The sequence below is a fragment of the Nitratireductor aquimarinus genome (assembly GCF_017255295.1).
Taxonomy (GTDB): Bacteria; Pseudomonadota; Alphaproteobacteria; order Rhizobiales; family Rhizobiaceae; genus Nitratireductor; species Nitratireductor aquimarinus.
Genome location: NZ_JAFKDE010000006.1, coordinates 155,315 through 178,011, shown reverse-complemented (window position 1 = coordinate 178,011; position 22,697 = coordinate 155,315). Strand labels below are relative to the sequence as shown.

The 22,697-nt window shown below is 61.4% G+C and carries 21 protein-coding genes, 1 tRNA gene and 1 pseudogene; 11 read left to right on the top strand and 12 right to left on the bottom strand.

All coding sequences use genetic code 11. The features are described 5' to 3' along the window. Window positions 1–16: 16 nt before the first annotated feature. From rpoD to JYP46_RS11810, 6 genes and pseudogenes are all read left to right on the top strand, one after another. Window positions 17–2,011, top strand: coding sequence for an RNA polymerase sigma factor RpoD (gene rpoD, locus JYP46_RS11835; RefSeq protein WP_206548190.1), 1,995 nt, complete (start codon window positions 17–19; stop codon window positions 2,009–2,011). Between the two features lie 143 nt (window positions 2,012–2,154). After that, window positions 2,155–2,487, top strand: a pseudogene (locus JYP46_RS11830) (carbonic anhydrase family protein); the annotation flags it as partial. Window positions 2,488–2,705: 218 nt separating this feature from the next. Beyond that, window positions 2,706–2,999 carry a GYD domain-containing protein gene (locus JYP46_RS11825; RefSeq protein WP_113155731.1) on the top strand — a complete coding sequence of 98 codons (294 nt, stop codon included), beginning with the start codon at window positions 2,706–2,708 and terminating at the stop codon, window positions 2,997–2,999. Window positions 3,000–3,056: 57 nt separating this feature from the next. After that, window positions 3,057–3,476, top strand: coding sequence for a secondary thiamine-phosphate synthase enzyme YjbQ (locus tag JYP46_RS11820; RefSeq protein WP_206543959.1), 420 nt, complete (start codon window positions 3,057–3,059; stop codon window positions 3,474–3,476). Window positions 3,477–3,559: 83 nt separating this feature from the next. Next, window positions 3,560–3,853 carry an HlyU family transcriptional regulator gene (locus JYP46_RS11815; RefSeq protein WP_206548189.1) on the top strand — a complete coding sequence of 98 codons (294 nt, stop codon included), beginning with the start codon at window positions 3,560–3,562 and terminating at the stop codon, window positions 3,851–3,853. A 54-nt stretch (window positions 3,854–3,907) separates the two neighbouring features. Continuing rightward, window positions 3,908–4,672, top strand: coding sequence for a DUF599 domain-containing protein (locus JYP46_RS11810; protein WP_206548188.1), 765 nt, complete (start codon window positions 3,908–3,910; stop codon window positions 4,670–4,672). A 21-nt stretch (window positions 4,673–4,693) separates the two neighbouring features. On the opposite strand, the gene JYP46_RS11805 is transcribed toward JYP46_RS11810, so the two are convergent. From JYP46_RS11805 to JYP46_RS11775, 7 genes are all read right to left on the bottom strand, one after another. Beyond that, entirely contained in the window at window positions 4,694–5,710 is a 1,017-nt protein-coding gene (locus JYP46_RS11805) for an aminotransferase class I/II-fold pyridoxal phosphate-dependent enzyme (RefSeq protein WP_206548187.1), read from the bottom strand. A gap of 14 nt (window positions 5,711–5,724) precedes the next feature. After that, complete coding sequence (locus JYP46_RS11800; protein ID WP_206548186.1) at window positions 5,725–6,777, bottom strand: hypothetical protein; 1,053 nt, start codon at window positions 6,775–6,777, stop codon at window positions 5,725–5,727. 251 nt (window positions 6,778–7,028) lie between these two features. Continuing rightward, window positions 7,029–7,520, bottom strand: coding sequence for a hypothetical protein (locus tag JYP46_RS11795; protein ID WP_206548185.1), 492 nt, complete (start codon window positions 7,518–7,520; stop codon window positions 7,029–7,031). Window positions 7,521–8,368: 848 nt separating this feature from the next. Further along, the gene (locus JYP46_RS11790) at window positions 8,369–8,803 is read right to left on the bottom strand and encodes an FKBP-type peptidyl-prolyl cis-trans isomerase (protein ID WP_113155724.1); all 435 of its coding nucleotides are present in this window, start codon (window positions 8,801–8,803) and stop codon (window positions 8,369–8,371) included. 251 nt (window positions 8,804–9,054) lie between these two features. Then, entirely contained in the window at window positions 9,055–9,477 is a 423-nt protein-coding gene (locus JYP46_RS11785) for a VOC family protein (protein WP_206548184.1), read from the bottom strand. A gap of 115 nt (window positions 9,478–9,592) precedes the next feature. Then, window positions 9,593–10,846: an RNA polymerase sigma factor gene (locus JYP46_RS11780; RefSeq protein WP_206548183.1), complete on the bottom strand. Its 1,254-nt coding sequence runs from the start codon at window positions 10,844–10,846 to the stop codon at window positions 9,593–9,595. After that, window positions 10,843–11,229, bottom strand: coding sequence for a YciI family protein (locus JYP46_RS11775; protein WP_113155721.1), 387 nt, complete (start codon window positions 11,227–11,229; stop codon window positions 10,843–10,845). Before JYP46_RS11775 ends, JYP46_RS11780 begins: the two co-directional genes overlap by 4 nt. A gap of 174 nt (window positions 11,230–11,403) precedes the next feature. On the opposite strand from JYP46_RS11775, the gene JYP46_RS11770 reads away from it, so the two are divergent. Beyond that, window positions 11,404–12,108 (top strand): orotate phosphoribosyltransferase, encoded by a 705-nt coding sequence (locus JYP46_RS11770; protein ID WP_113155720.1) that lies wholly within the window; start codon window positions 11,404–11,406, stop codon window positions 12,106–12,108. A gap of 139 nt (window positions 12,109–12,247) precedes the next feature. Here the strand turns inward: JYP46_RS11770 and JYP46_RS11765 are convergent, their stop codons facing one another. Together JYP46_RS11765 and JYP46_RS11760 are read right to left on the bottom strand one after the other, a co-directional pair. Beyond that, a complete protein-coding gene (locus tag JYP46_RS11765) occupies window positions 12,248–13,117 on the bottom strand; it encodes a dihydrodipicolinate synthase family protein (protein WP_206548182.1) in 870 nt (289 codons plus the stop codon). 194 nt (window positions 13,118–13,311) lie between these two features. Then, window positions 13,312–15,321 (bottom strand): OmpA family protein, encoded by a 2,010-nt coding sequence (locus tag JYP46_RS11760; RefSeq protein WP_206548181.1) that lies wholly within the window; start codon window positions 15,319–15,321, stop codon window positions 13,312–13,314. A gap of 181 nt (window positions 15,322–15,502) precedes the next feature. Between JYP46_RS11760 and JYP46_RS11755 the strand changes: the two genes are divergently transcribed. From JYP46_RS11755 to JYP46_RS11745, 3 genes are all read left to right on the top strand, one after another. Then, the gene (locus JYP46_RS11755) at window positions 15,503–15,952 is read left to right on the top strand and encodes a YcgN family cysteine cluster protein (RefSeq protein WP_113156378.1); all 450 of its coding nucleotides are present in this window, start codon (window positions 15,503–15,505) and stop codon (window positions 15,950–15,952) included. A 52-nt stretch (window positions 15,953–16,004) separates the two neighbouring features. Continuing rightward, the gene (locus JYP46_RS11750) at window positions 16,005–16,421 is read left to right on the top strand and encodes a nuclear transport factor 2 family protein (RefSeq protein ID WP_206548180.1); all 417 of its coding nucleotides are present in this window, start codon (window positions 16,005–16,007) and stop codon (window positions 16,419–16,421) included. A gap of 103 nt (window positions 16,422–16,524) precedes the next feature. Then, the gene (locus JYP46_RS11745; RefSeq protein WP_113155717.1) at window positions 16,525–16,875 is read left to right on the top strand and encodes a hypothetical protein; all 351 of its coding nucleotides are present in this window, start codon (window positions 16,525–16,527) and stop codon (window positions 16,873–16,875) included. A 217-nt stretch (window positions 16,876–17,092) separates the two neighbouring features. Here the strand turns inward: JYP46_RS11745 and JYP46_RS11740 are convergent, their stop codons facing one another. After that, window positions 17,093–17,821 carry an SIMPL domain-containing protein gene (locus JYP46_RS11740; RefSeq protein ID WP_113155716.1) on the bottom strand — a complete coding sequence of 243 codons (729 nt, stop codon included), beginning with the start codon at window positions 17,819–17,821 and terminating at the stop codon, window positions 17,093–17,095. A gap of 110 nt (window positions 17,822–17,931) precedes the next feature. On the opposite strand from JYP46_RS11740, the gene JYP46_RS11735 reads away from it, so the two are divergent. Next, window positions 17,932–18,008 (top strand) — tRNA-Ile (locus JYP46_RS11735). Between the two features lie 415 nt (window positions 18,009–18,423). Here the strand turns inward: JYP46_RS11735 and JYP46_RS11730 are convergent. Both JYP46_RS11730 and JYP46_RS11725 read right to left on the bottom strand, forming a co-directional pair. Next, window positions 18,424–18,855 carry a hypothetical protein gene (locus JYP46_RS11730; protein WP_206548179.1) on the bottom strand — a complete coding sequence of 144 codons (432 nt, stop codon included), beginning with the start codon at window positions 18,853–18,855 and terminating at the stop codon, window positions 18,424–18,426. Window positions 18,856–19,050: 195 nt separating this feature from the next. Beyond that, window positions 19,051–22,695 (bottom strand): DUF7929 domain-containing protein, encoded by a 3,645-nt coding sequence (locus JYP46_RS11725; protein WP_206548178.1) that lies wholly within the window; start codon window positions 22,693–22,695, stop codon window positions 19,051–19,053. Window positions 22,696–22,697 lie beyond the last annotated feature (2 nt).

The following is a 22,697-nucleotide window of genomic DNA, read 5'->3' as shown; positions in this document are numbered from 1 at the left end:
TTGGAGAAGGCAAAGCATGGCGACAAAAGAGAAGGAAGAGGTCGAAACCGAACGCGAGGGCACCGACGGCCCTTTGCTCGACCTTTCCGATGACGCAGTCAAGAAGATGATCAAGGCCGCGAAGAAGCGCGGCTATGTGACAATGGACGAGCTTAATGCCGTTCTTCCTTCTGGCCAGGTCAGTTCCGAACAAATCGAAGACACCATGGCGATGCTCTCGGATATGGGCATCAATGTGGTCGAGGATGAGGAAGCTGCGGAAGACAACGATTCCAATGACAGTGAGGAAAGCAGCGAGCTGACCACGCAGTCGGGAACGGCTGTCGCCACGACGACCAAGAAAGAGCCGACGGACCGTACCGACGATCCGGTGCGCATGTATCTGCGCGAAATGGGCTCGGTCGAGCTTCTGTCGCGCGAAGGCGAAATCGCCATCGCGAAGCGCATCGAGGCTGGCCGCGAGACGATGATCGCGGGGCTTTGCGAAAGCCCGCTGACCTTTCAGGCGCTCATCATCTGGCGTGACGAACTCAACGAAGGCAAGATCCTGCTGCGCGAGATCATCGATCTCGAAGCGACCTATGCCGGCCCGGAAGCCAAGCAGGCGCCGGTCGTTCAGCGCCCTGATGAAGAGAACAAGCCTGCTGATGACAAGTCCGCGCGTTCGCGCAGCGACGACGTCACCAATGTAGGCGGCGAGGGCCAGAGCGAGGAAGAGGACGACGAAGAGGATGAGGCCAACCTGTCGCTTGCCGCGATGGAGGCCGAACTCAAGCCCGGCGTCATGGAGACGCTGGACTTCATCGCCGACACCTACAAGAAACTGCGCAAGCTGCAGGACCAGAAGGTGGAATCGAGCCTGGCCGACGCCGACAGCCTGTCGAGCAGCCAGGAGCGCCGCTACAAGCAGTTGAAGGGCGAGCTGATCACTTCGGTGAAGTCGCTTTCGCTCAACAATGCGCGTATCGAGACGCTGGTCGAGCAGCTTTACGACATCAACAAGCGCCTTGTGCAGAACGAGGGCCGTCTGCTGCGGCTCGCCGAAAGCTATGGCGTGAAGCGCGAATCCTTCCTCAAGGAGTATCAGGGGTCCGAGCTCGACACGAACTGGACCGAGCGCGTTGCAACGCTTTCCGGCAAGGGCTGGAAGGAGTTCTCGAAGAACGAAGCCAAGGCGATCGAAGATCTGCGCACCGAGATCCAGAATCTCGCGCAGGAAACCGCGATCTCCATCGGCGAGTTCCGTCGCATCGTGAACCAGGTGCAGAAGGGCGAGCGCGAAGCTGCAATCGCCAAGAAGGAGATGGTCGAGGCCAATCTGCGTCTCGTGATCTCCATCGCCAAGAAGTACACGAACCGCGGCCTTCAGTTCCTGGATCTGATCCAGGAGGGCAATATCGGCCTGATGAAGGCGGTGGACAAGTTCGAGTACCGCCGCGGCTACAAGTTCTCCACCTACGCGACCTGGTGGATCAGGCAGGCAATCACCCGTTCGATTGCCGACCAGGCCCGCACGATCCGCATCCCGGTCCACATGATCGAGACGATCAACAAGATCGTCCGCACCTCGCGCCAGATGCTGCACGAGATCGGCCGTGAGCCGACCCCGGAAGAGCTGGCCGAAAAGCTGGCCATGCCGCTGGAGAAGGTGCGCAAGGTGCTCAAGATCGCCAAGGAGCCGATCTCGCTCGAAACCCCGGTGGGTGACGAGGAAGATTCGCATCTCGGCGACTTCATTGAGGACAAGGGCGCTGTCCTGCCGATCGACGCGGCCATTCAGGCGAACCTGCGTGAGACCACCACCCGTGTTCTCGCTTCGCTGACCCCGCGCGAGGAACGCGTGCTGCGCATGCGTTTCGGCATCGGCATGAACACCGACCACACGCTGGAAGAAGTCGGCCAGCAGTTTTCGGTGACGCGTGAGCGTATCCGCCAGATCGAGGCGAAGGCGCTGCGCAAGCTCAAGCACCCGAGCCGCTCCAGAAAGCTGCGGAGCTTCCTGGACAGCTAATCAGAGGTCACTTACGACCTGCGATAAAAACCCGGCTGCAAAGCCGGGTTTTTTGTAATCTGAATTTGTAATACAATAATTCTATATTCGTCCGTGATCGTCTTTCCTTTCTGATCTATAATTTGATTTGTTCTGTTTATTTAAGCGGGGCCCTTGGCGTGCTCGGCGTTTTCATTGAGCCGGGAGAGCGTGATGAGAGCTTTGAAAGCCTCGCGGCTGTCTTTCCTGGCAAGGTGCAGGGCAGTGCGTGGGTTGCGGAGGTCGACCCGGGCGGGCTCTTGCCGGACGACCTTGCCTATTGGTTCTATGAGGGCTCGCTCACGACGCCGCCTTGCGCCGAAATCGTCGACTGGATGGTTTTGCGCACACCAAAGCGGGTCGCGGCTGAAGACATTCGCCGGTTCACGGCGCTCTATTCGGGCAATGCAAGGCCCGTGCGCCAGTCAAACCGGCGCTTCATCCTCGCTTCGCGGTGATTGGCATCAGGTTCTTTCGCCGGCATGCGCGGGCATATTCGGAATGATGAGGGCCGGGCTTCGTGTCCGGCCTCCTTCATTCTCCGTAAGGTCCTGTTTTACCTCCAAAGCCCAGCTTGCAACGCCAGTGTGGCAGGCGGCAGGATTTGTTGCAGGCGGTATGGGCGATGAAGGGCGCATCCGGTCGGTGGCCGGTGTGCGTCGCAGGGAGGTGTGACATGACCACCTACATCATTCTCATCAACTGGACCGACCAGGGCATCAAGAATGTGAAGGATTCGCCAAACCGGCTGGAAAGCGCGAAGGCTGCGCTTTCCAAAATGGGTGGCACCCTGCGGGCGTTCTATCTGACCATGGGTGAATACGACATGGTCGCCGTGTCCGAGGCCCCTGACGATGAGGTTGCGGCGCGCTTTGCGCTGACGCTCGGCATGGGCGGCAATGTGCGCACGAAGGTGGTGAAGGCCTTCCCCGAAGCCGCCTATCGCGACATCATCGGCTCGCTCGGTTAGGGATAAGCTCGCTCCGGTGCGCTTGACAGGTTCGGCTCGCCGGGGCACCACCTCCGGATGCGACAGGCAATTCTCTCCGTGTCGACCATGGGCGCGGGGCTTTACGAATTTACCGATCGGGTTGAGGATTTCGTCAGGGAGGCAGGTGTTGAGGCCGGTCTCCTGACGGTCTTCGTGCGTCATACATCCTGCTCCCTGACCATTCAGGAAAACGCGGACCCGGATGTGAAGCGGGATCTGGAGGTGTTCTTTCGCCGTCTCGTGCCGCCCGCGGATGATGCTTCAATGAGCTGGGTGGTTCACCGTCTGGAAGGTCCCGACGACATGCCGGCCCACATCAAGGCGGCGCTGACACAGGTTTCCATCGGTATTCCGGTGGTGCGGTGGCGTCTGGCGCTTGGAACCTGGCAGGGGATCTACCTCTTCGAGCACCGCACACATCCGCACCAGCGCGAGGTGGTATTGCACCTCTCCTGAGGAGAGAGTGTTCGCAATGGTTTCGCAGCAATGCTTCTGCGGGTAAAACGATATCAAATATCGAATTTGACGGGAGTAAGCGTATGTCATTCTTGAAGCGGCTTTTCGGGGGCGGGGGCAGCGCGCCGGAAACGGGTGAGGCAAAGCCTGTCGGAGACGCGGTGGAGCACAAGGGCTTCACGATCCAGCCGACGCCCTTCTCCGAAGGCGGCCAGTTCCAGACCTGCGCGCTTATCTCCAAGGACGTGGATGGCGAACGCAAGGAACACCGGCTGGTGCGCGCGGACCGTTTCCCCAGCGCTGAATTCGCCGCCGATCAGTCGATCCGCAAGGCGCGGCAGATGATCGATGAGCAGGGCGAGAAGATCTTCACCTGATCTTCAACGAACGGGTCTGGTTCGCTGGTTCTTTGTGCTGAAAGGGATTGCACGTTGACGCTCGCGGCATCGCTGTTTCCGATCCTGTGCTGGATCTTCTACACCGTCTTCGCCAGCTGGCTGGAGAAGCGCCGGCCGTCTCTGTCCATCATCATGGGCGCGCAGCGCCATCGCTGGGTGCGCAATGCCGTCCGTCGCGAAACGCCCATGGATGCAATCCTGTCGGGCAATCTCATGGGGGCGGTGTCTTTCTTCGCCTCCACGACGGTGCTGATCATTCTGGCGATGATTGCCGTCTTCGGGCAGGTCAATGCGGTGCTGGACGCGGTGACGGTGATGCAGCCGGCGCTCGATGTCGACAAGGCGGCGGTCGAGCGGCATCTGGTGATCTTTCTGCTGATGTTCGTGATGGCGTTTCTGTCGTTCACGCTTTCGCTGCGCCAGTTCAACCATTTCTGCATCATGCTTGGCGCTGCCGACGATTCCGAGGAAAGCGACCCGGAAGAAATCTACATCATGGCCGCGCTCAACACGATTGCGGCGCGCAACTTCAATCAGGGCATTCGCGCCTACTACTTCTCGATCGGCATGATTGCGTGGTTTGTCTCCGCCTGGGCGGCGATTGCGGTCAGTCTCGTCATCTTCGCCTCCATTCTCTACCGGGAATTCTTCTCCGCCGCACGCGAGCTCGTGGCGGGTCTCAAGGTCGAAGTCATCGAACCGGCTGGGAAAAAGGGCCAAGTGGGCGCGAAGACGGTGGGCGCGAAGACGGTGGGCGCGAAGACGGTGGGCGAGAAGACGGGTGCGCAGAAGCCCTGACCGGCTTCTGTTCAAAGCTGGCTATGCCTGTCCGGTTTTCCGTCTGGCAGCATCAGCCCATTGGCTGAGTACTGCGAACGTATCGGCCTCGCGCGTTCGGTCGATGGTCATGCGCACCAGTCCATTGTTCCAGATCTTGCAGGGCAGGTCTTCAAGAAGTCTGCGCGGCAGGATTTCCTTGCCATCCGGCGTGCGGTTTTGAAAGCTCACGAAATTCGCGTTGGCCGGATAGACCTTCAGCCCCCGTATCGTTTCAAGCAGATTTTTGAGTCTGACTGCCGCCTGATGGACAAGCCGGCCCTCCTGGATAGCGAGTGCGTACCAGTTCTCCTCAAACAGGGTCCCGAGCGCCGTGATCTGCGCAAAATCCAGCATGTAGCGTGGCTGGTTTCTCGAAATCCTCTGCAACAGAGTTGCCGGAGCAATGATCGCCCCGAGCCGCATGCCGGCCACCCCAAACGCTTTTGAAAACGACAGGAGATTGATGAAGCCGTATGCCAGATAGGATCTGAAGAGCGCCGGGCCGAAGTCGGGCCGGAAAAACGCATACGTGCTGTCGATGGCGATGTGGCGTCTGGTCGATACGGGGATGGCATGCAGATCCTCTGCGCACAGCCAGTCGCCTGTCGGATTGTTCGGGTTGCAGACCAGAAGGTGGCTGTTGGCGTCGGGAACAAAGTTCATGAGGGACGCCGGGTCGTAATGCTCGACGGCCAATCCGCTCGCCTGCATGATCGTCCCGTATGCAAAATAGCCGGGGGAGGGCAGCGCCACGCTTGCAGCTTCGGTCGCTGCAAAGCGTGCCAGCAAATCCAGTGCCTCCGTGCAGCCATTGGTTGGAAGCACATTTTCTGGAGCCATGCCGAACCTTGCGCCGATGCATTGCCGCGCGGCCATGGCGGAATTCGCGGGATAGCGCCGCCAGTCCAGGTTGCGCAGGCGTGACGCCACCGCCTCCTTGAATGCATCGGGGAAGGACCAGTCTGACAGGGTCATGTCGATGCCCCCGGGTGGTTCTTCATAGATCTTGGTTGTCATGTCTCGTCTCCTCCTCAACGGTCGGGCAGGGTGCGCGGTGCCAGTAAGCCATTGCTGGCTTGAAGTTGAAGCAGGCAGGCAAACAGAAGGCGTCCGAAGAGGAGGGTGAGCCAGGTGGCTTCAAGTGTCAGGCGACCGGTGAACCACAGCCCTCCGACAATGGGCAGCACAAAGCCCCAGAGCGAGCCGGCAAGCGCCAGCAGAACCTGAAACGGCGACATCGTGACCTTCATCACTGCGGCCCTGAATGCCGCACAGGGTTCGATCAGGAACTGTATGGCGATGGCGCACAGGATGAGTGGTCCGCTTGTCGTCCAGAAGCAGCTCGTGCTGAACGGAGACAGGCCCGCATTCCAGGCTGCTATTCCCAGAAGTGTCAGTGAGAGAAGCGCGCAGATCGAAACAATCGCCATGAACATGGAGCGCTCGGTGGCTTCAAGGTTCTCTGTTCTGTCGAGGGAGCGCAGCATTCGCCCTGCGACCACGCCGAAAGACTTGAGCGGCACGATGAAGGTGCGAACAATCGTGAAGCCGATCGACGTGTAGGTGGCGGCGGCGGGGTCGGTTGCGCGCAGGGCTGTCAGTACAAGCCAGAATGTCGAGGAGAGAACGATGATATCGCTGCCGGAAGCGAGCGCCTGGCCGGAGATCGCGTAGCCTGCGCGCCATGAGCCTGTCGGCTGGAACAGGGTTCTGAGGTGATTGGTGATGCGCAGCGCTATGCAATAGCGCAGGCTGATGTAAATCTGCGTCGTGAGGCTGATCATCCCCACAAAGCTGAGCAGAAGTGCGGGATTTGCTGGAAGAAACTGAAGGGCGCTTGCTGCCGTCAACTGCAGGAGAATTGCCTGAAAGGTGACGGCGAGCTGAGTGTTTTCCATCTGTGCACGTACCAGATAGCCTCCCATGAGTGCGTTCAGGCCGGTGACGGGAAAACCAATCGCGCAGAAGACAAGATAGGCTGGGAGCAGCGAAGACAGATCGTCCGAGATGAGGAGAATGGTCGTTGATGTCACGCCGAACAGAAGCAAAAGGCTTCCGCAGAGGAGATAAAAGGCTTCTGCCATTCCCTTGATTCTGAAAGGGCGGGACTGCTTTCTGCGTTGAGAAATCACAACGATCCGAAAGCCGGAGAGTGGGACGGAGAAGGCGGCGCAGAGAAACCACCCCATGCCATGCGCGGCTGCGGCCTGGGTGCTGGTTGTCGCCAGCGCGACCGAGAATATAAGTCCGCTGATGCCGGCTGCAAATATCGCGAATGAAAGTTGGCCGCCTCTCTTGAGAAAATCGCGCGTCGTGCGCTGCAGGAATCGTGTGTTCATTTTTCGCCAGATTGAGGCGGTGGGATTTCCTGCGCCTGCTTTGAGCCGATATCATTGATTTGAGCCAGTGAAAGGCCGAGTTCGTTTTTGAGAAAACGACATATGGTCCAGTAGTCGGATATTTTATCGGTAAACGGTCCAAATCTATTTATGTATTTTGGTAGCCATTCGAGCATCTGATCTACCATTTGTTCTTTTCCTACCTTCTTGCTGTATTCCTCCATGCTGATGGTTTCGTGGTGTATGAAGCGCTTTCCGGGGAGTTTCTTGCAGAGGTTGTCGTAGGACGCGGTCTGCATGATGAACTCATGCCAGATGTCATCAACTTCGGCGTTCAGCGGGATGAAGGATGTGTCTTCATCCGAGGCAATCGTCATGAACTTCAAGAACTCTTCAACCTGTAGAACGAGCACGGCGTCACTGCGTTCGGGAAGGTTTTCTTTCAGGACATCCCACATTTTCGCAGTTACATATTTTTCGGCAAGCATATGACTCTCCTGCGTTGTCGGAGACAGGGCGCTTGAAAGCGCCCTGTCTTTGCACTCATACAAATTGGTATTCTTCTTCCTGATTAACGGCGCAGCATGAGTGTCCGTAGGACAGAAGCTTCAGGAAGTGGCGCTTCAGGATAACTTCGCGGATATTTTCGTAGGTCATTTTCGTCTCCACTAATTTTCACGCGTCTCGTCTGAGGCGCGTATTTATTTAAATATTGTTTTCGTTTGATTTCAACATCTATAAATAAAAAACAATGTAAGTGATATACTATATTTGTTATACTTACTTTGATTTGTAAAAGTTATTTTTAATGATTGCATTGTTATGGTGAATGTATTTCAAAGTAATTCTTTGGTGAATTTGAAATTTCTGGCAGGCGAGCAGTGATGTGGTGCGCCTGGCGCCCCGACCGCGTGTTGCGGGGGCGAAGCTATGGCGGCCAGAAGCGCTGCAAGGCGCGATGCACCGCGCCTTGCAGAGAGCCGTCAGGGGGGAGGGGCTGGCGCCCCGATATGAAAGTCGGGTTATGTCAGGCTTGCCGAGTGGGGGCCGGAGTGGGGGCCGGAGGGGAGACCGGAGCCGGGGCTGTGGCGAGGCCTTCGATAAGCCCGTTCAGGGCCGCGATCTGCGCATCCGCATCGCTGCCCGCGTCGATGGCAAGGGCTGCCCGATCAAAGGCGGCTGCCAGCAGGCCCGTCAGTGCATCCAGTGGCAGGCTGCGCAGCGCGCCTGCCTCCATAGCTGCGTGGAGCCCTTCACACAGGATGCATTGCCGCAGTAGTGGCGGGCATATGGGGAGCCGCGGCGCTTTTGCGGCGGCGGCTCCCGGCCGGCTCAATCAGCCGGCGACGACTTCGACGATCTCGATCTCGAAGACCAGGTCGTGCCCAGCCAGCGGGTGGTTGGCGTCGACGGTGATCTCGGCTTCGGAAACGCCGACAACCGTCAGCGAAATCTGGTTGCCGTCCGGGGTGGTGGCCTGAAGGTTGGAGCCGACCTGCACTTCCATCTCCGGCGGAAGCGCCGTGCGCGGAACCACCTGAACCTGGTTTTCGTCCCGTGCGCCATAGGCTTCTGCGGCAGGAATGGTCAGCGTTCCGCTCTCACCCTGCTTCATGCCCTGAATCTGCCGGTCGAGGCCGGGAATGATCTGGCCGCTGCCGACCTTGAACTCAAGCGGCTCGCGTCCGGCTGATGAATCGAACTGCGTGCCGTCAGCCAGCTTGCCAGTGTAATGAATCCTCACGACATCGCCGCTTTTGACCTGGCTCATGTCTGTCTCTCAATCGCTTTTGTGTGAGAAGATGGTGACGCGGCATAGCGCTCAGCGTCGGTGAACAGGGGGTGCGGCAGCGCCCTTCACCCCTTGCTGACACAGCCTAGTGCGTCAGATACGGCCCTGTAAAGCGATTGTGGCAAAACGGCCGGGGACAGCGCGGCGTCCCCGGCCTTTGCGGCAGTTCTTTCTGGCCCGGCGCTTGGGGAGCTGGTTGATGCGGACCAACCGCCGCGATCTCTGACGGTCTACTTTCCGGTGATGGCCCAGTTCACGCCAAACGGATCGCGGATCTGCCCGTAGCGGTCTCCCCAGAACATGCGCTCAAGCGGCATCACGACTTCCACGCCCGCGCCAACGGCGCGCGACCACCACCCGTCCACATCCTCCACGGCCAGTGTGAGCGTGTATCCGGAGTGCTCACGCAGTGGCTGGCCGTATTCCGGGTAGGCATCGCTCAGCATGATCGAGCCACCATGGATAAGGAGGTGGATGTGCATGGTGCGGCCGCTCTCATCCTCGGGATGGCGATGGATTTCGGTCGCGGCGAAGGCCTGCTCATAAAACGTGGCCGCCTTCGATGCGCCGTCCACCATCAGATAGGGGGCGACACCGCCCTGAACCTTGGGCAGTTCCTGATCTTCATCAACGGTTACGCTGGTTTCGGACATGATGGCTCTCTCCTCATTGGGGACCGGAAAGTCGGCCCATGTCGGAAGGACGAACAGCGCTTGGCCCTTCCGACAGTGAGCGTGCGTTTTCTTGAAATAAAGTGGGAGAGAGGCTTCAGTCTGCCGAAACCCGTTGGGACAGCCTGTCGAGATGTTCGCGAATATGGCTTGCCTCGGCGGGCGTGCGCGCAAGGGCGATTGCCCGGTTGAAGGCCTCGCGGGCCTCCGCCATGCGCCCGATCTCACTGAGATATGCGCCCCGAACACCATGGAAATAGAAATAGCCCGAAAGGCGGTCGGCAAGCGGGGCAATGAGCTTCAATGCGGCTTCCGGCCCCTTCGTCTTCGACACGGCAACCGACCGGTTCAGCGTGATGACCGGGGAAGGCGTCAGGTGTTCGAGCATCTGATAGAGCAGGTCGATCTCTTCCCAGTCCGTGTCCGCAGCCGTTCTGGCGCGAGAGTGCAGTGCGGCAATGGCCGCCTGAACCTGATAGGCCCCCGGCTGACGGTGGCGCAGCGCCTTGTCGACCAGCGCCAGCCCTTCATCTATGTTCGCCCTCTTCCAGAGTGTGCGGTCCTGATCTTCCAGAAGCACGGCCTTGCCTTCGGGGTCCGTGCGGGCGGGGCTTCGGGCATGTTGAAGCAACATCAGGGCCAGAAGCCCCATGATCTCGGGTTCTGCCGGAAACAGGCGCAACAGCAGGCGGCAAAGCCGGATCGCCTCATCACAGAGTGAAGCGCGCACGGTCTCATCGCCGCCCGAGGCTGAATAGCCCTCGTTGAAGACGAGATAGATCATGGTCGCAACTGCGCCGAGGCGTGCCGAACGCTCCACCGCATCGGGTGCGGCAAAAGGAATGTTCGCTTCCGCCACCCGACGCTTGGCGCGCGTAATGCGCTGTTCCATGGCGCGTTCATTGACGAGAAAGGCGCTCGCCACCTCCCGCACGCTGAGGCCGGAAACGACGCGCAGCGCCAGCGCCACCTGCTGCGTGGCAGGCAGGTCCGGGTGGCAGCAGACGAACATGAGGCGCAGGATGTCGTCGCGATAATGCGCGTCGTCCAGCCGTTCGGCGATGTCGGTTTCCGCATCCTCAAGATCGGAAATCCGGTCCTCGGGTGGCAGGGCGGTGTTGCGCCGGTCGCGCCGCACGCTGTCGAGCGCGGCATTGCGTCCGACAAAGATGAGCCAGGCAGCAGGATCGCGCGGCGGTCCCTTGAGCGGCCAGGTCTTCAGGGCGCGCAGGCACGCTTCCTGAAAGGCTTCTTCGGCCCGGTCCAGATCGCGGAAGTAACGCAGCAGCGCGCCCATCGCCTGTGGGCGAGCGCTTGTCAGCGCGTTCTCGATCCAGGCCAGTTCGGTCATAAGGTCAGGGTTTCCTTTCCAGTGAGATTGCCCTTTTCAAAGATCTGCATCGGGCGGATTTCGAAGGTGACGCTCTCGCCTTCCTTCATTCGCTTGGCGAAATCGACAACTTCATCAAGATTGTCGCAATCGACCACGTAGAAACCGAGAAGCTGTTCCTTGGTCTCGGCAAAGGGGCCGTCGAGCACGAGCTGTTCGCTGCCGGATGCGCGGATCGTGGTCGCAGCAGATGTGGGCATGAGGCGGATCGCAGGACCCATGCGCCCCTTGTCGACAAGCTCTTTCTGGACCCGGCGGCGCTTGGCCAGCACCGCGTCATCCTCTTCCTTGGACCAGGACATGACCACGTCTTCATTGTGGTAGCAGAGAATTGCATAGAGCATTCCGGTTCCTCTCTCGATTGGAAGACGGCGAAGCTTGCCGCAGTCCGACACGACGCGTCGAGAAAAAACTTCTGCGGATGGCGCAAAGCCATCCACCGGAATATTGTCAAGAAAACTTCCTACCGGCGTTCAATCCTGATAGCTGAAAGCCGCGTCACCAACCGAGAGCCAGCCATGTTCGCCAACACATTCCCTGATCGCGCCTTGATCGCCGAGACCGTGGCCAAGATGCTGATCGAGATCAAGGCGGTGCATTTTCGCGCCGATGAACCCTATACCTTCACTTCCGGGCTGAAGAGCCCCGTCTATATTGACTGCCGGAAACTGATTTCCTACCCGCGCATCCGCTCGGCCATCATGGACTTTGCGGCCTCCGTCGTGCTTCGCGACGCGGGCTTCGAGAAGTTCGATGCCGTTGCCGGCGGCGAGACGGCAGGCATTCCCTTCGCAGCCTGGCTTTCCGACAAGCTCGGCCTGCCCATGCTCTACGTGCGCAAGAAGCCCAAGGGCTTTGGCCGCGATGCGCAGATTGAAGGCGATCTGAATGAGGGCGCACGCCTTCTTCTGGTCGAAGACCTGACCACCGACGGCGGCAGCAAGCTGAAATTCGCCGAAGCCGTCCGCAAGGCCGGCGCCGAGGTAACCGACACCTTCGCCGTTTTCTACTACGGCATCTTCCCCGAAACGCCGAAGCGTCTGGAAGACGCCGGCATGCGCCTGCACTACCTCACCACTTGGTGGGATGTGCTGAAAGTTGCGCGTGCGGAGAAGCTGTTCGACGAGAAGACGCTCGACGAGGTGGAGAAGTTCCTCAACAAGCCGCTCGAATGGTCCGCTGCCAATGGTGGCATCGCCGAGCTCGGTGAAAAGGCCGGCTGATCGAGAGCCTTCCGGCCTCCGGGCCTGTAAAAAATAAAAAGCGGCAGTTCGGCTGGTCGGAACTGCCGCTTTCATTTTTCAGAAGCTTCCACTGCCCGGTGCATTTTGGTGACGCAGCACCGGCGGTGGGAGACGATATTCAGAGCGGGATTTCGTCGAGCGCCGCCTTCTGCGCGCTGGTGAGCGGCATGTGCGGCGGCAACGGCGCTTCAAAGCCGCTATCCCCGTGCAGCTTGCCCGTCAGATATTTCACAGCCGGAATGAGCGGCTGCGCCGAAATGGCCGTGCGCGCCGCCGAGGCCGCTTCCAGCGCATCGTCATTGGTCGGTTCCGACCAGAGCTTCGCAACGAGCGGAGCCGTCACGCTGGCGGTGGCCGATATGCAGCCGGCATAGCCTTCCGCCTCGGCCTTTGACAGAGCGGCCTCATTGCTTGGGAAAACGTCGAACCCTTCAATCTTCGCCAGTTTCGAGGCGTAATCGAGATCGCCGGAACTGTCTTTCGCGCCGATGATGCGCTGCGGGAAGGCGGCTTTCAGCCGGGCAGCGAATTCCGGGGAGAAGGTCAGTCCCGTCATCTGCGGGAAATTGTAGAGATAAATGTCGATGGGTGCGTCCGCCGTGGCCGTGACGAGGCGCTCGAACCAGGCAAACAGGCCGTCATCGCTGACCCCCTTGTAGTAATAGGGCGGCAGAACGAGTGCTGCGGCAAACCCAAGCGCGTGCGCGCGCCGCGTCAGTGCGATGGTCGTTTTGAGGTCGGGTGTGCCGGTGCCCACCATCAGCCGGGCCTTGTCGAGAGAACCGGCGGCGGCTTCCATGAGCGCAATGCGCTGATCCTGCGAGAATGAATTCGCCTCGCCAGTGGTGCCAAGCACGTTCAGCGCATCGCAGCCATTGTCGAGCGCCCATTCTGCATGGCGCAGGAAACGTTTGATGTTGGGATCGCCGGTTTCGGTCACGGGGGTGGGAACGGCGGCAATGACACCGCTTAAGCGTTTAGAGGTCACGGAAGAACTCCTTTGGATATGCGCTTCGATGTGTAGAGCATTTTGCACCGGGCAGGAAACAACCGACCATTGGGCCATTGCGCCGGGTCGCCCGGCCGCTGGCAAATGAAAACCCGGCCGGAGGAGGGAACGTCCGGCCGGGCTCTTTTCGCCCGCCCGGTTGTCCCGGGCTCGCGGCGGAAAGCTGTGCCTGTTTAGTTAGCGCTCGCGACCGGTGCGACAAGCGGGGTGATGCGCCTGAGCGCCACACGCCGGTTCTCACGCTCGCGCGCCTGCGTGTCGATCTTCAGGTAGCGCTCGCCATAGCCCTGCGTGACCAGGTTTTCCGGCGGAATGCCGAACACATCGGTCAGCGCGCGTGCGACGGATTCGGCGCGACGGTCCGAAAGCGCCAGATTGGCGAGATCCGAGCCTACGGCATCCGTATGCCCTTCGATCAGGAAGGTCTCGGCCGGGTTCCTCTCCAGCATGCGGTCGATGGCCGTGGCGATTGCCTCGAGCTCGTCGATCTCGCTTTCCTGAATTTCAGCCGAGCCGAACCCGAATTCGACCGTGTCGAGGTCGATGCGGCGCACCATGTCGCGCACCCGGGCCGAGCGCTTCACTTCCTCGAGCGAATACATGCGGCGTACCGGCTCCACCGGCGGCTTCTCAAGGAAGGTGTAATAGCGGTCGGGGTTTTCCACGCGCTCTGCCTCAAGAATGTAATCGCTCACCGGGATCGTGAGTCGCAGTGGCGGCAGGTCACGTGCCGGATCGCGCCAGCGATCGACCGTGTCCAGACGCTCATCCGGCACGAAGACCAGCACCTGCTCGCGCCCGTCCGGAGCAACACGCACGCGGCGGATCACGTCGCCATAGCGGTTGCGCACGGTGATCAGGCGAACGCCATTGGGGCGTGTCACCACCTCGCGCACGCGGCCGCGCTGTAGCTCCTCGTAATAGACCTCGTCCTCATCAAGGATCAGGCGGTCGCTGTCCGGGCTTTCGACGAAGATCTGGTTGTTGATCTCCACGATGGTGCGGTTGTCGTTGAACTCCTGCACGATTTCCGCATCCTCGCGCTGCTGACGCAGCTCCCGGCGGCGTTCGCGGCGCTCTTCGCGCGTCGTACCCATCTCGATCCGCTCGCCCTGTTCTTCAAGAATGTTGCGGATTTCCGTACGCAGCGCCTCCGGATCCAGTGCCTCGGCCTGCGCCTCCGCATCGCTTTCAGGCGGCGGTGCGGCAGCTTCGGCTTCAGGAGCTGTCGTTCGGGTTTCAGCCGGAGCGTCCGCATTGCCTTCCGGCGGCACCTCGTCCTGCACTTCAGGCTCTTTCTGGCTGTCTAGAACAGGTGCGGCGTTTTCCGGCAGCACGTCCTCTTCAGCCGCCTCCACATCGGTCCCGGCTTCCGCCTCTACCTCTGCGCTGTCTGCTTTGGGTTCCTCGTTTGCCTGGCTTTCATCGGCAGCAGGCTCATCCGGGGCAGGGGCGGCCTCCGGCTGCTCAGTCTCCGTTTCGACCGGCTCTTCGACAGCCGGCTCTTCGGTGGCCGTTTCGGGGGCAGCCGGTTCGGGCTCCGCCGTCTCGACAGCAGGCGCGTCTTCAGCGGGACTTGTCTCGGCCGCTGGCTGTTCTTCTTCGCTTTCCTGAGCTTCAGGTTCTGCCGGCTGCTCCTCAGTGGGTGCCGCAGGCTCTTCTTCCTCAGCCTCAACCGGAGCGGGTTCGGACGTCTCCGCCGCAGGCTCTTCCTCTGTCTCTACCGCTGGTTCTTCGGCTTTGGGGGCAGCCTCCTCCGCTGCGGGGTTCTCTGGCCGCGCCTCTGGCACGGGCGTTTCTTCAGCAGCCGGTGCAGCCTCCGGCTCGGCCGGGGCCTCGGCTTCCGGTTCGGCAATGGGCGCGGGCGGTGCCTCGTCAGCCTCGGGCGCCGCTTCAGGCGCCTCATCGACAGGGGCTGGTGCTGGGGCTGCCGCAGGCGCTTCCGGGGCGGGCTCTTCTGCCTCGCCAGCCTCTTCGTCAGCGCTTTCTTCCTGCTTGCCGCCGCCGCGCTTCTTCAAAAGGGCGCGCCATGCTTCTTCCGACATGCCCTCGGGTTTTTCCGCCTGCGCCAGCACCATGTCGGCGCTGCGCTCCTGCGCGAGCACCGGCTGGACGGCAAGCGGTGTGGCCGCGATGAGCAGGCCAAGGGCCGTGGTCGTCATGATCCGCTTTCGCGTCGTCATAAAATCTCTCCTGTGTGGGCGTCCCATCGCCGCCTAAACCGCTTCACGGGCAATCGGTTCCCATTTCGGTGAATTTGACACCGTTGCGTGTGAAAGCATGGCCGGGCGATGGCGCAGGCATGGCGAAAATGCGCCCAACAGCTCGCTTGACGCGCGCGAAAAGGCGGTCCAAAGCTCTGCCATGACAACGAATGAATTCTGGAAAACCAAACCGCTTTCCGCGCTCAGCAACAGGGAATGGGAGGCCCTGTGTGATGGCTGCGGCAAGTGCTGCCTCGCCAAGCTTGAGGATGAGGATACCGGCGACATCTACTGGACCAGTGTGGGCTGCCGCCTGTTCGACGGGGCAAGCTGCCGGTGCCATGATTATGAAAACCGCCTCGCGCGCGTGCCCGACTGCGTCCAGCTGACGCCCGAGAATGTCGGAACCATCCCCTGGCTGCCGGCAACCTGTGGCTATCGTCTCGTGGCGGAGGGCAAGGATCTCCTCTGGTGGCACCCGCTTATTTCCGGTGATCCCGAAACGGTGCATGAAGCCGGCATCTCCATGCGCGGGCGCGTGAAGGCCAGCGAAGACGATCTGGCGCAGCCGGAGGATTATTTCTCTTTCATTCTGGATGAGGAACCATAGGCCGCGAACGCGGCTTTCCTTCAGGCGAAAGAGCAAACACGGAGCAATGACCATGTCGGACGATGAAACGCTGAGCCTCGTGCAGTCCTTTCTGGATGCGCTGAACGCCAATGATCACGATGCCGCGCTGGCGCTGGTGAGCGAAGACGTTGCGCATGATCCTTTCGACGGTGAACGCGAGATCGGGCGCGACAGGCTGCGCTGGCGTCTGGGGCTCGAGGCGCGGCATTTCGATGAACGTTTCGCCGACATTGCGCTGATGAGCGCACCGGGCGGCGTGCGGGCTGCAGCCGAGTTCACCGTGCGCGGGACCTATCGCGCAACGGCCGAAGGCCTGCCGGAAGCGACCGGCCAGAATTACACGCTGCCGGGTGGCATGTTCTTCGAGATTGATGGCGGTGAAATCACCCGCATCAGGGAGCAGCGCAACCCGGTGCAGTGGCGCGCCGCATTGTCGCCCGGTCGCTGAATGCCATGTGAACGGCTCATTCCCGGGCCGTTCAGGCACACCCTGACAAAGTGCTTTTCATCACGGGGCGCGGAAGAAGTCCTGACCAACCGAGGAAAGCACCATGTTACACAAGCTCAAGATCGCAACCCTTTCGGCAATGATCGGTCTCGGCACGCTGGCAGCGGCCCCGACCACGGCGCAGGCGGACAATCTCTATTTCGGTTTCGGCATCGGCGGCCCCTCGGGTGGCTATGTCTACGGCCATAACGGACGCGGCCATCGTGCAGAACGCCCCCGCCGCAACCGCGCCTGCACGCCGCGTCAGGCAGTTCGCAAGGCTGAGCGTTTCGGCATGCGCCGGGCGCGCGTGGTGAAGGCCAACCGCAACATCATCCGCGTTGTCGGACGCACCCATTGGGGCCGCCAGCACATCGTGTTTGCACGCGCCCCGCGTTGCCCGGTGATCCGTTAGAGCAATTCCAGGAAAAGTGGGAACCGTTTTTCCGCGCAGAATTGCGTAAAAACAATTGGTTAGGGAGTGTCTCTAGCCAGTCTGTCGACCGGCAAGAAACACCCATTCAAAAAGAGAAAAGCCGCTGGCAGGGTGCCAGCGGCTTTTTTGTGCGTCACATGTTCTGTCTTGAGCGGTCTCCCGCCAGGCAGGGGCCTGACGGGAAAGCCAAGAAGGCCTAGTTGTCCAGTTCGAACGTGACGTTGACCTGCACCTGATAGGTGTTTTCGCCTGCTTCCACCGGAACGGATTCGGCCGACGCCTGCATCCGCACGGCCTTGCCGGCATAGGGCATGGGCGGGCGCTGCTGCATCTGCTCGGAGATCTCGACAATGTCGCCGAGCTTCAGGCCGGCGGCCTCTGCAAGCGTCTTCGCCTTGTCCATCGCGTTTGCCACCGCACGCTTGCGCGCTTCGGTAACGGTTTCCGACGGATCGTCATTGGTGAAGTTCAGGCCACCGCCCTGGTTCACGCCGAGCGACACGGAGCGGTCGAGAATTGCGCCGACCTTGTCCAGATCGCGGATGCGCACGGTCAGCGTGTTGCCCACCTCGTAACCGATGATGCGCGGGGCTTTCTCGTCATTCTTGTCGTTGGGGTAGACATAGCGCGGGTTGATCGACAGGCCGCCGGTCTGCAGATCGCGGGCTTCGACGCCGTCTTCCTTCATCGCGTCGATGACGGCGGTCATTGCCTCATTGTTGGCGTCGAGCGCCTCGCGCGCCGTCTCGGCCTCTCGCACGACGGCAATGTTGAGGATCGCCATGTCGGGGCTGACGGCGGCTTCTCCCTCGCCGGTCACGATGATTCGTCCGTCCTTGTCGCTGGCGACTGCCGGGCCGGCTGCCAGCAGCGAAGCGGCCAGCATCGGGGCTGCGAAGGCGGCGGGGAAGATGGATTTGGTCATGGAAATCTCCTTTTGCGATGTCCGCATACGGCAAGTAGACAGCGATTGTGTATCGATTGCGGCAAGATGACTTGTGCAGCGATGAAAAAGCAACTAATCCATCGCCCACCGGGCCTGTAGCTCAATTGGTTAGAGCCGGCGGCTCATAACCGCTTGGTTGGGGGTTCGAGTCCCTCCGGGCCCACCAATGACTTTTCAGTCGTTGATTTTGTTGGTCTTTTCCCGGTCTCTTCCGAATTTCTCTTGAGTTTCAGATGCGTTGATGCATCGCAGGATCCCGGGTGCTGACGGGCGAAAGGGTTCGTTCCGCGACCTCGAGCTTGGGGCAGGAGGACGGATATTTCGCCCGCCAGCGCCGCCAAGCTACCCAACTGGAATGCGTATTCTACTGGTGCGATAACGTAGTTGCCCATCGCCTGCTGTCGGGCAGGCCGACGCCTACGGCAGGGCGGATGAGGCGTCGGCCAGGCGGTCCGGGTCAGGTCCGCCGCATGCGCAGATGGCCGGATTCTCAACCAAAATGCGAATGACGAAATGTTGCTCGGGGTAACCGTTATACTCTGGAAGCAGGCGCTGCACCCGATCCTGCCTCCGTCAGGCATTCACTGGCGGACCAGTGTGAAGCGGATGCCATCGTCCACCACGCCGCCGGCGCGGCGTGCACTGCCATTGCGGGACAGATAGACCGTGCCGATGCCGGGCTGCGCTATGCCCGAGAGGGTGATGGTGTCGCCATCGCGCGCCCATTTGTTGACATCGGCAAACCCGTGAAGGCCGCCAAGACCGCTCACCTGATGGCAGGCGAATGGGGACACGCGCCCGCTGGTTCCGCCACTGCCGGCGCTGAAGGTAACGGTGCAGCTGTCGGTGCCGGTGCTCACGGCCGGTTCCACACGCCATTTGCCGATGATCGGGTCGCGGCTTTCGGAAAGTGTCGCGACAGGCGTGGTTGAAGGTCCGGGGCTTGTGCTTTCGGACACACAGCCGGCGAGAGCGACAACTGCCAGAAGGCCGAGTGTTGATGAGCGCCGCATTGCTTCCCCCTGAATTTGAAACACCAAAGACCCGCAGCCTTTTCGCATGACTGAGGGTTCTCCAAAGCGCATTCTATCGAACACGCATCATGCCGTGTGTCTCAGGCCTGTGCCGTTTGTCTCAAAGTGCTGGAAGAGGCCGATCTTTCGAAGAACCCCGCCGGCGGACCGGCGGGGCGTTTTCCGCGTACCGGCTTATTGCAACCGGCTGCCATCATTGCGTGGCTGCAGGAGCTGCGGGACCACCCGAAGCGGCACATTCGTCTGCGGCTGCTGGATCTTGCGGCAGTTCGGCGGTGTGCCGACAGTGCCACGCGGGCAGCGGGGCGCGACGATGGGACGGCAGTTCGGATAATTGCCCGTTGTGCCCTGCGGGCAGCGACGCTGCACGACCGGACGGCAGTTCGGGAACGTGCCTGTCGTGCCGCGCGGGCAGCGCGGCCGCACGATGGGCGCGCAATTGGGATAGCGCCCCGTCGTTCCGGGCGGGCATTGACGCTGCACTTCCGGCCTGCGGCAGGCACCGGCCACCAGCCGCGTTCCGCGCGGGCAGACACAACGTCCGTCCTGGGTGCGGATCTGGCCCGGAAGCAGGCGGCACTGCTGGCGGATCGGCCGGCAGTTGGGCGGTGTGCCCGTCGTTCCGCGCGGGCAATCCCGCTCCACCTGCGGTGTTACGCAGCGCCCGTTGGTCAGGCGTGTTCCGCGCGGGCAGACACAGCGTCCGTCCCGTGTGCGGATCTGCCCCGGCAGAAGCCGGCATTGCGGCCGGGGATCGGCCTGCGGCTTCGGATCAGGTTCACGCGGCGGTGTGGGGCGCGGCGTGGGCAGCGGCACCGGCGCGGTCTGCACGCCAACGCACTGGCCATTGCGGAAGGTGGTGCCTTCCGGACAGACACAGCGCCCCGCATTGTTGAGAACGAGACCCGGCGAACATTGCTGGTCCTCTTCCTCGTCCGCCAGAACCGTGAAGTCATGGCAGTCATAGGCGCGGTCGTCTTCTGCTCCGCCTGGTGCGCCCGAGAGCGAAGGCGCGGTGCGCACATCCGCTTCACGGTCGATCACGGCGGCGCAGTTCAGCCCGTTTGCGCCATTGGCCACTTCGTCGGCCAGACCGCCATCCACCGGCAGTTCGACGATCACCTCATGCGTGCGGCTTTCGCCGGCCGCAAGGGCAAGGTCGGTTTCGCAGGCAAATGGCAGTTCGGTCGGTTCCGGCGAGCAGCCAAAGGGCGGGTTCACCGAGACGATCCGTGCAGAAACACCACCGAAACCCTCGACCCGAAGCGCATCACCGATGCGGACCGGACCGGAGATGGAGGCGGGCCCCTCGTTGCGGATGGTGATCTGGAACCGGCACGGCTGGCCGATAAGGCACTCGGCATCGCCGGTCTTCTCGACCGAGATCTGCGTTCCGCCCTGCGCACAGGCCTCGCCGATGGGATAGACGATGTCGTCTCCCGGAGCCGGGCCGTAGGAACCGCGTGCGCAGTTCTCGAACCGCTCATTGGTCGAGACATCGACCGTCACATCGAAGTAACGCGAGACGCCGGGGGTCATGACCGCACCGGGGATCTGGCAGGTGAGGTTCGCTGCCGGAACCGCCCCGCACGACCATTCGGGACCATCCGGCGTAACCGTCTGAATGTCGACGGGCGCGCCACTGCCGATGATTTCCGCTGCATCGTTGACCCGAACCGGGCCGACGGGTGCGGCCGTGCCCGCATTGGTGATGCGGATGCGGCAGGCGACGCCTGCGGTCATGGACAGGACGGGTTCGCACGTCTTTTCGATGCGCATTTCCGCCTTGCCTTCCGGGACGCCCGGAATGGTCGCCGTGGCGCAGGCCTCGTTGTTGGCGAGGTTCGTTTCGCCTTCAAGCGGCGTCACCTTCGCGCAGTTCTCCACCACATTGGTCGGATAGTCGCCGACCACCGTGGTCACCAGAATGTCCGTCGATGCGCCGGGCACGAGATTCAGTCCCGGATGATCGCACTGGAACATGTTGCCGGCGAGCGGCGCACAGATCCAGGGCGGCGAAGGGCTGAAGCCTGCCGAGGCGACGTCGCCAGCCGGGAACGTGTCCACGAAGCTGACGGGGCCGTTGATCGGCGTTGCGCCTGCATTGAGGATGGTGACGACATAGGTGCAGAGCCCGTCAGGCGTGCAGATCGAAGGATCGGCGCGCTTGCGCACGGCAATGTCGGGCGTGTCGTCATCCGGCGGGGTGCAGCCGGGTGTGCCCGGCAGGCAGATGGCGATGGAGGCGCAGGCCTTGTCGTTGGTGGGATCGCCGAACGGGTCCTTGCCACTGGCCGTGTAGTCATATTCGGCGCAGTTGCGGATTGCACCCCAGACCCATGCCGGTCCCGGCTGGAAGCCGAGTTTGAGCTCCACGAAAGCGCCCGGATCGAGCGTGGTTTCGGGATGCTCGCATGACATGGGGCTCATCATCGGGGCGCAGACCCACGGTGCGTTGGGGCCGGAGACCACCGTTGCATTGCCGGGTGTCGTCACCTCGTCCAGCACGATCTTGCCGGTGTACGGGGCGTCGCCCGCATTGGTGACGCGAATGGTGAAATCGCACGAACCGTCGATTTCGCATTCGCTTTCGTCGGCCCGTTTTTCGACCTTGATGTCGGGTTCGCCCTCATCATCGGGCGGACATTCGAGGTCTTCCGGGATCTCGATGTCGACCATTTGCGAACAGCACAGGCCAACGCCCTCGGCCGGACCCGCATAGGTCTCGATGCCGGTGACGATCAGATGCACCGTATCGCCGGGAAGCGCACCGGTGATCTCCCATTCAAGCGTGCCGCCGCCGGCAGGAACCACCTGATCTGGCGGATCAATGGTGATGCCGGGCGTGGTCGAGGTCACGGTGACGACATTGCCCGCCATCTCCGGTCCCACGTCCATGCGATAGATATAGGCGCCGCCGCCGGGCAGACAGTCCACCTCGCCGGTTTCGACCGAGAAACAGGCCTCGTCCGGCCCGTCGCCCGGGGGTGGGGGAGGCGGTGGCGGCTCGCAATCCGTCACGTCGATGGTGATGGTTGTCGGATCGCCGGTTTTCCAGTCGCCATCATCCGGCAGAGCCGGGTCATGCGACGGGATGTTGGCCACGAGGCTGCCTGTCGCCGTGCGGATCACGGCCACATTGGCCTGATTGTCCACATTGACGATGGCGGGGAAGGCTGCCTGATCGATCTTCGCCTTGATGGTGATGTCGATGGCGCGTTCCGTCAGGCTGCCGTCGCCGTCGAGATCGGCGGCTGTCAGATGGAAATCCGACTGGGTGAGCGTGTCGTCCATGGTCGCGGTCGTGCTCACCACATGAGGTGAAACCGGCACGCCGCCAACGCCGATGATGTCGCCGCTGAAGGTCACGTCCACGATCGCCAGATTGGCGGGAAGCTGGTCCGTGAACTCGAACTTCACATTGGACAGGAATGCACCGAGACCCGGATGGGAAATCATGTCGGGTTCTCCGCGCACGCCAAGGCGCAGGCGGTATTCCACATAATCGCAATCAAGCTGTCTTCCGCGCTTTTCGAGGAACGGCGTCAGCACGGGCTCGACTTCCGGCATTTTCGGTTCGAGCTCGATGCGCGGGCCGTCTGCGTCGCCCGGTGTTTCAAGCACTTCGATTTCTTCAAGCACACGCCCTTGAGCGTGGGCCTGACCGATGCCGGCAAACGGCATGAGCGCTGTGGAGAGCGCCATGCCGGCCACCAGCAGCCAGCGCGGCGTGCGCGCTTTGTCTGCAAGGGGTTTCATGATCGTCTCCATGACGGTTTTGAACGTGAACCGTTCGGCGGGATGGGTGAACATGGTCATCT

What these genes read in the sequence shown, in the direction of transcription:
- rpoD (WP_206548190.1), top strand. Translation starts at nt 17, where the DNA reads ATGGCGACAAAAGAGAAGGAAGAGGTCGAAACCGAACGCGAGGGCACC.
- JYP46_RS11825 (WP_113155731.1), top strand. Translation starts at nt 2,706, where the DNA reads ATGACCACCTACATCATTCTCATCAACTGGACCGACCAGGGCATCAAG.
- JYP46_RS11820 (WP_206543959.1), top strand. Translation starts at nt 3,057, where the DNA reads ATGCGACAGGCAATTCTCTCCGTGTCGACCATGGGCGCGGGGCTTTAC.
- JYP46_RS11815 (WP_206548189.1), top strand. Translation starts at nt 3,560, where the DNA reads ATGTCATTCTTGAAGCGGCTTTTCGGGGGCGGGGGCAGCGCGCCGGAA.
- JYP46_RS11805 (WP_206548187.1), bottom strand. Translation starts at nt 5,710, where the DNA reads ATGACAACCAAGATCTATGAAGAACCACCCGGGGGCATCGACATGACC.
- JYP46_RS11800 (WP_206548186.1), bottom strand. Translation starts at nt 6,777, where the DNA reads ATGGCAGAAGCCTTTTATCTCCTCTGCGGAAGCCTTTTGCTTCTGTTC.
- JYP46_RS11795 (WP_206548185.1), bottom strand. Translation starts at nt 7,520, where the DNA reads ATGCTTGCCGAAAAATATGTAACTGCGAAAATGTGGGATGTCCTGAAA.
- JYP46_RS11790 (WP_113155724.1), bottom strand. Translation starts at nt 8,803, where the DNA reads ATGAGCCAGGTCAAAAGCGGCGATGTCGTGAGGATTCATTACACTGGC.
- JYP46_RS11785 (WP_206548184.1), bottom strand. Translation starts at nt 9,477, where the DNA reads ATGTCCGAAACCAGCGTAACCGTTGATGAAGATCAGGAACTGCCCAAG.
- JYP46_RS11780 (WP_206548183.1), bottom strand. Translation starts at nt 10,846, where the DNA reads ATGACCGAACTGGCCTGGATCGAGAACGCGCTGACAAGCGCTCGCCCA.
- JYP46_RS11775 (WP_113155721.1), bottom strand. Translation starts at nt 11,229, where the DNA reads ATGCTCTATGCAATTCTCTGCTACCACAATGAAGACGTGGTCATGTCC.
- JYP46_RS11770 (WP_113155720.1), top strand. Translation starts at nt 11,404, where the DNA reads ATGTTCGCCAACACATTCCCTGATCGCGCCTTGATCGCCGAGACCGTG.
- JYP46_RS11760 (WP_206548181.1), bottom strand. Translation starts at nt 15,321, where the DNA reads ATGACGACGCGAAAGCGGATCATGACGACCACGGCCCTTGGCCTGCTC.
- JYP46_RS11755 (WP_113156378.1), top strand. Translation starts at nt 15,503, where the DNA reads ATGACAACGAATGAATTCTGGAAAACCAAACCGCTTTCCGCGCTCAGC.
- JYP46_RS11750 (WP_206548180.1), top strand. Translation starts at nt 16,005, where the DNA reads ATGTCGGACGATGAAACGCTGAGCCTCGTGCAGTCCTTTCTGGATGCG.
- JYP46_RS11745 (WP_113155717.1), top strand. Translation starts at nt 16,525, where the DNA reads ATGTTACACAAGCTCAAGATCGCAACCCTTTCGGCAATGATCGGTCTC.
- JYP46_RS11740 (WP_113155716.1), bottom strand. Translation starts at nt 17,821, where the DNA reads ATGACCAAATCCATCTTCCCCGCCGCCTTCGCAGCCCCGATGCTGGCC.
- JYP46_RS11730 (WP_206548179.1), bottom strand. Translation starts at nt 18,855, where the DNA reads ATGCGGCGCTCATCAACACTCGGCCTTCTGGCAGTTGTCGCTCTCGCC.
- JYP46_RS11725 (WP_206548178.1), bottom strand. Translation starts at nt 22,695, where the DNA reads ATGACCATGTTCACCCATCCCGCCGAACGGTTCACGTTCAAAACCGTC.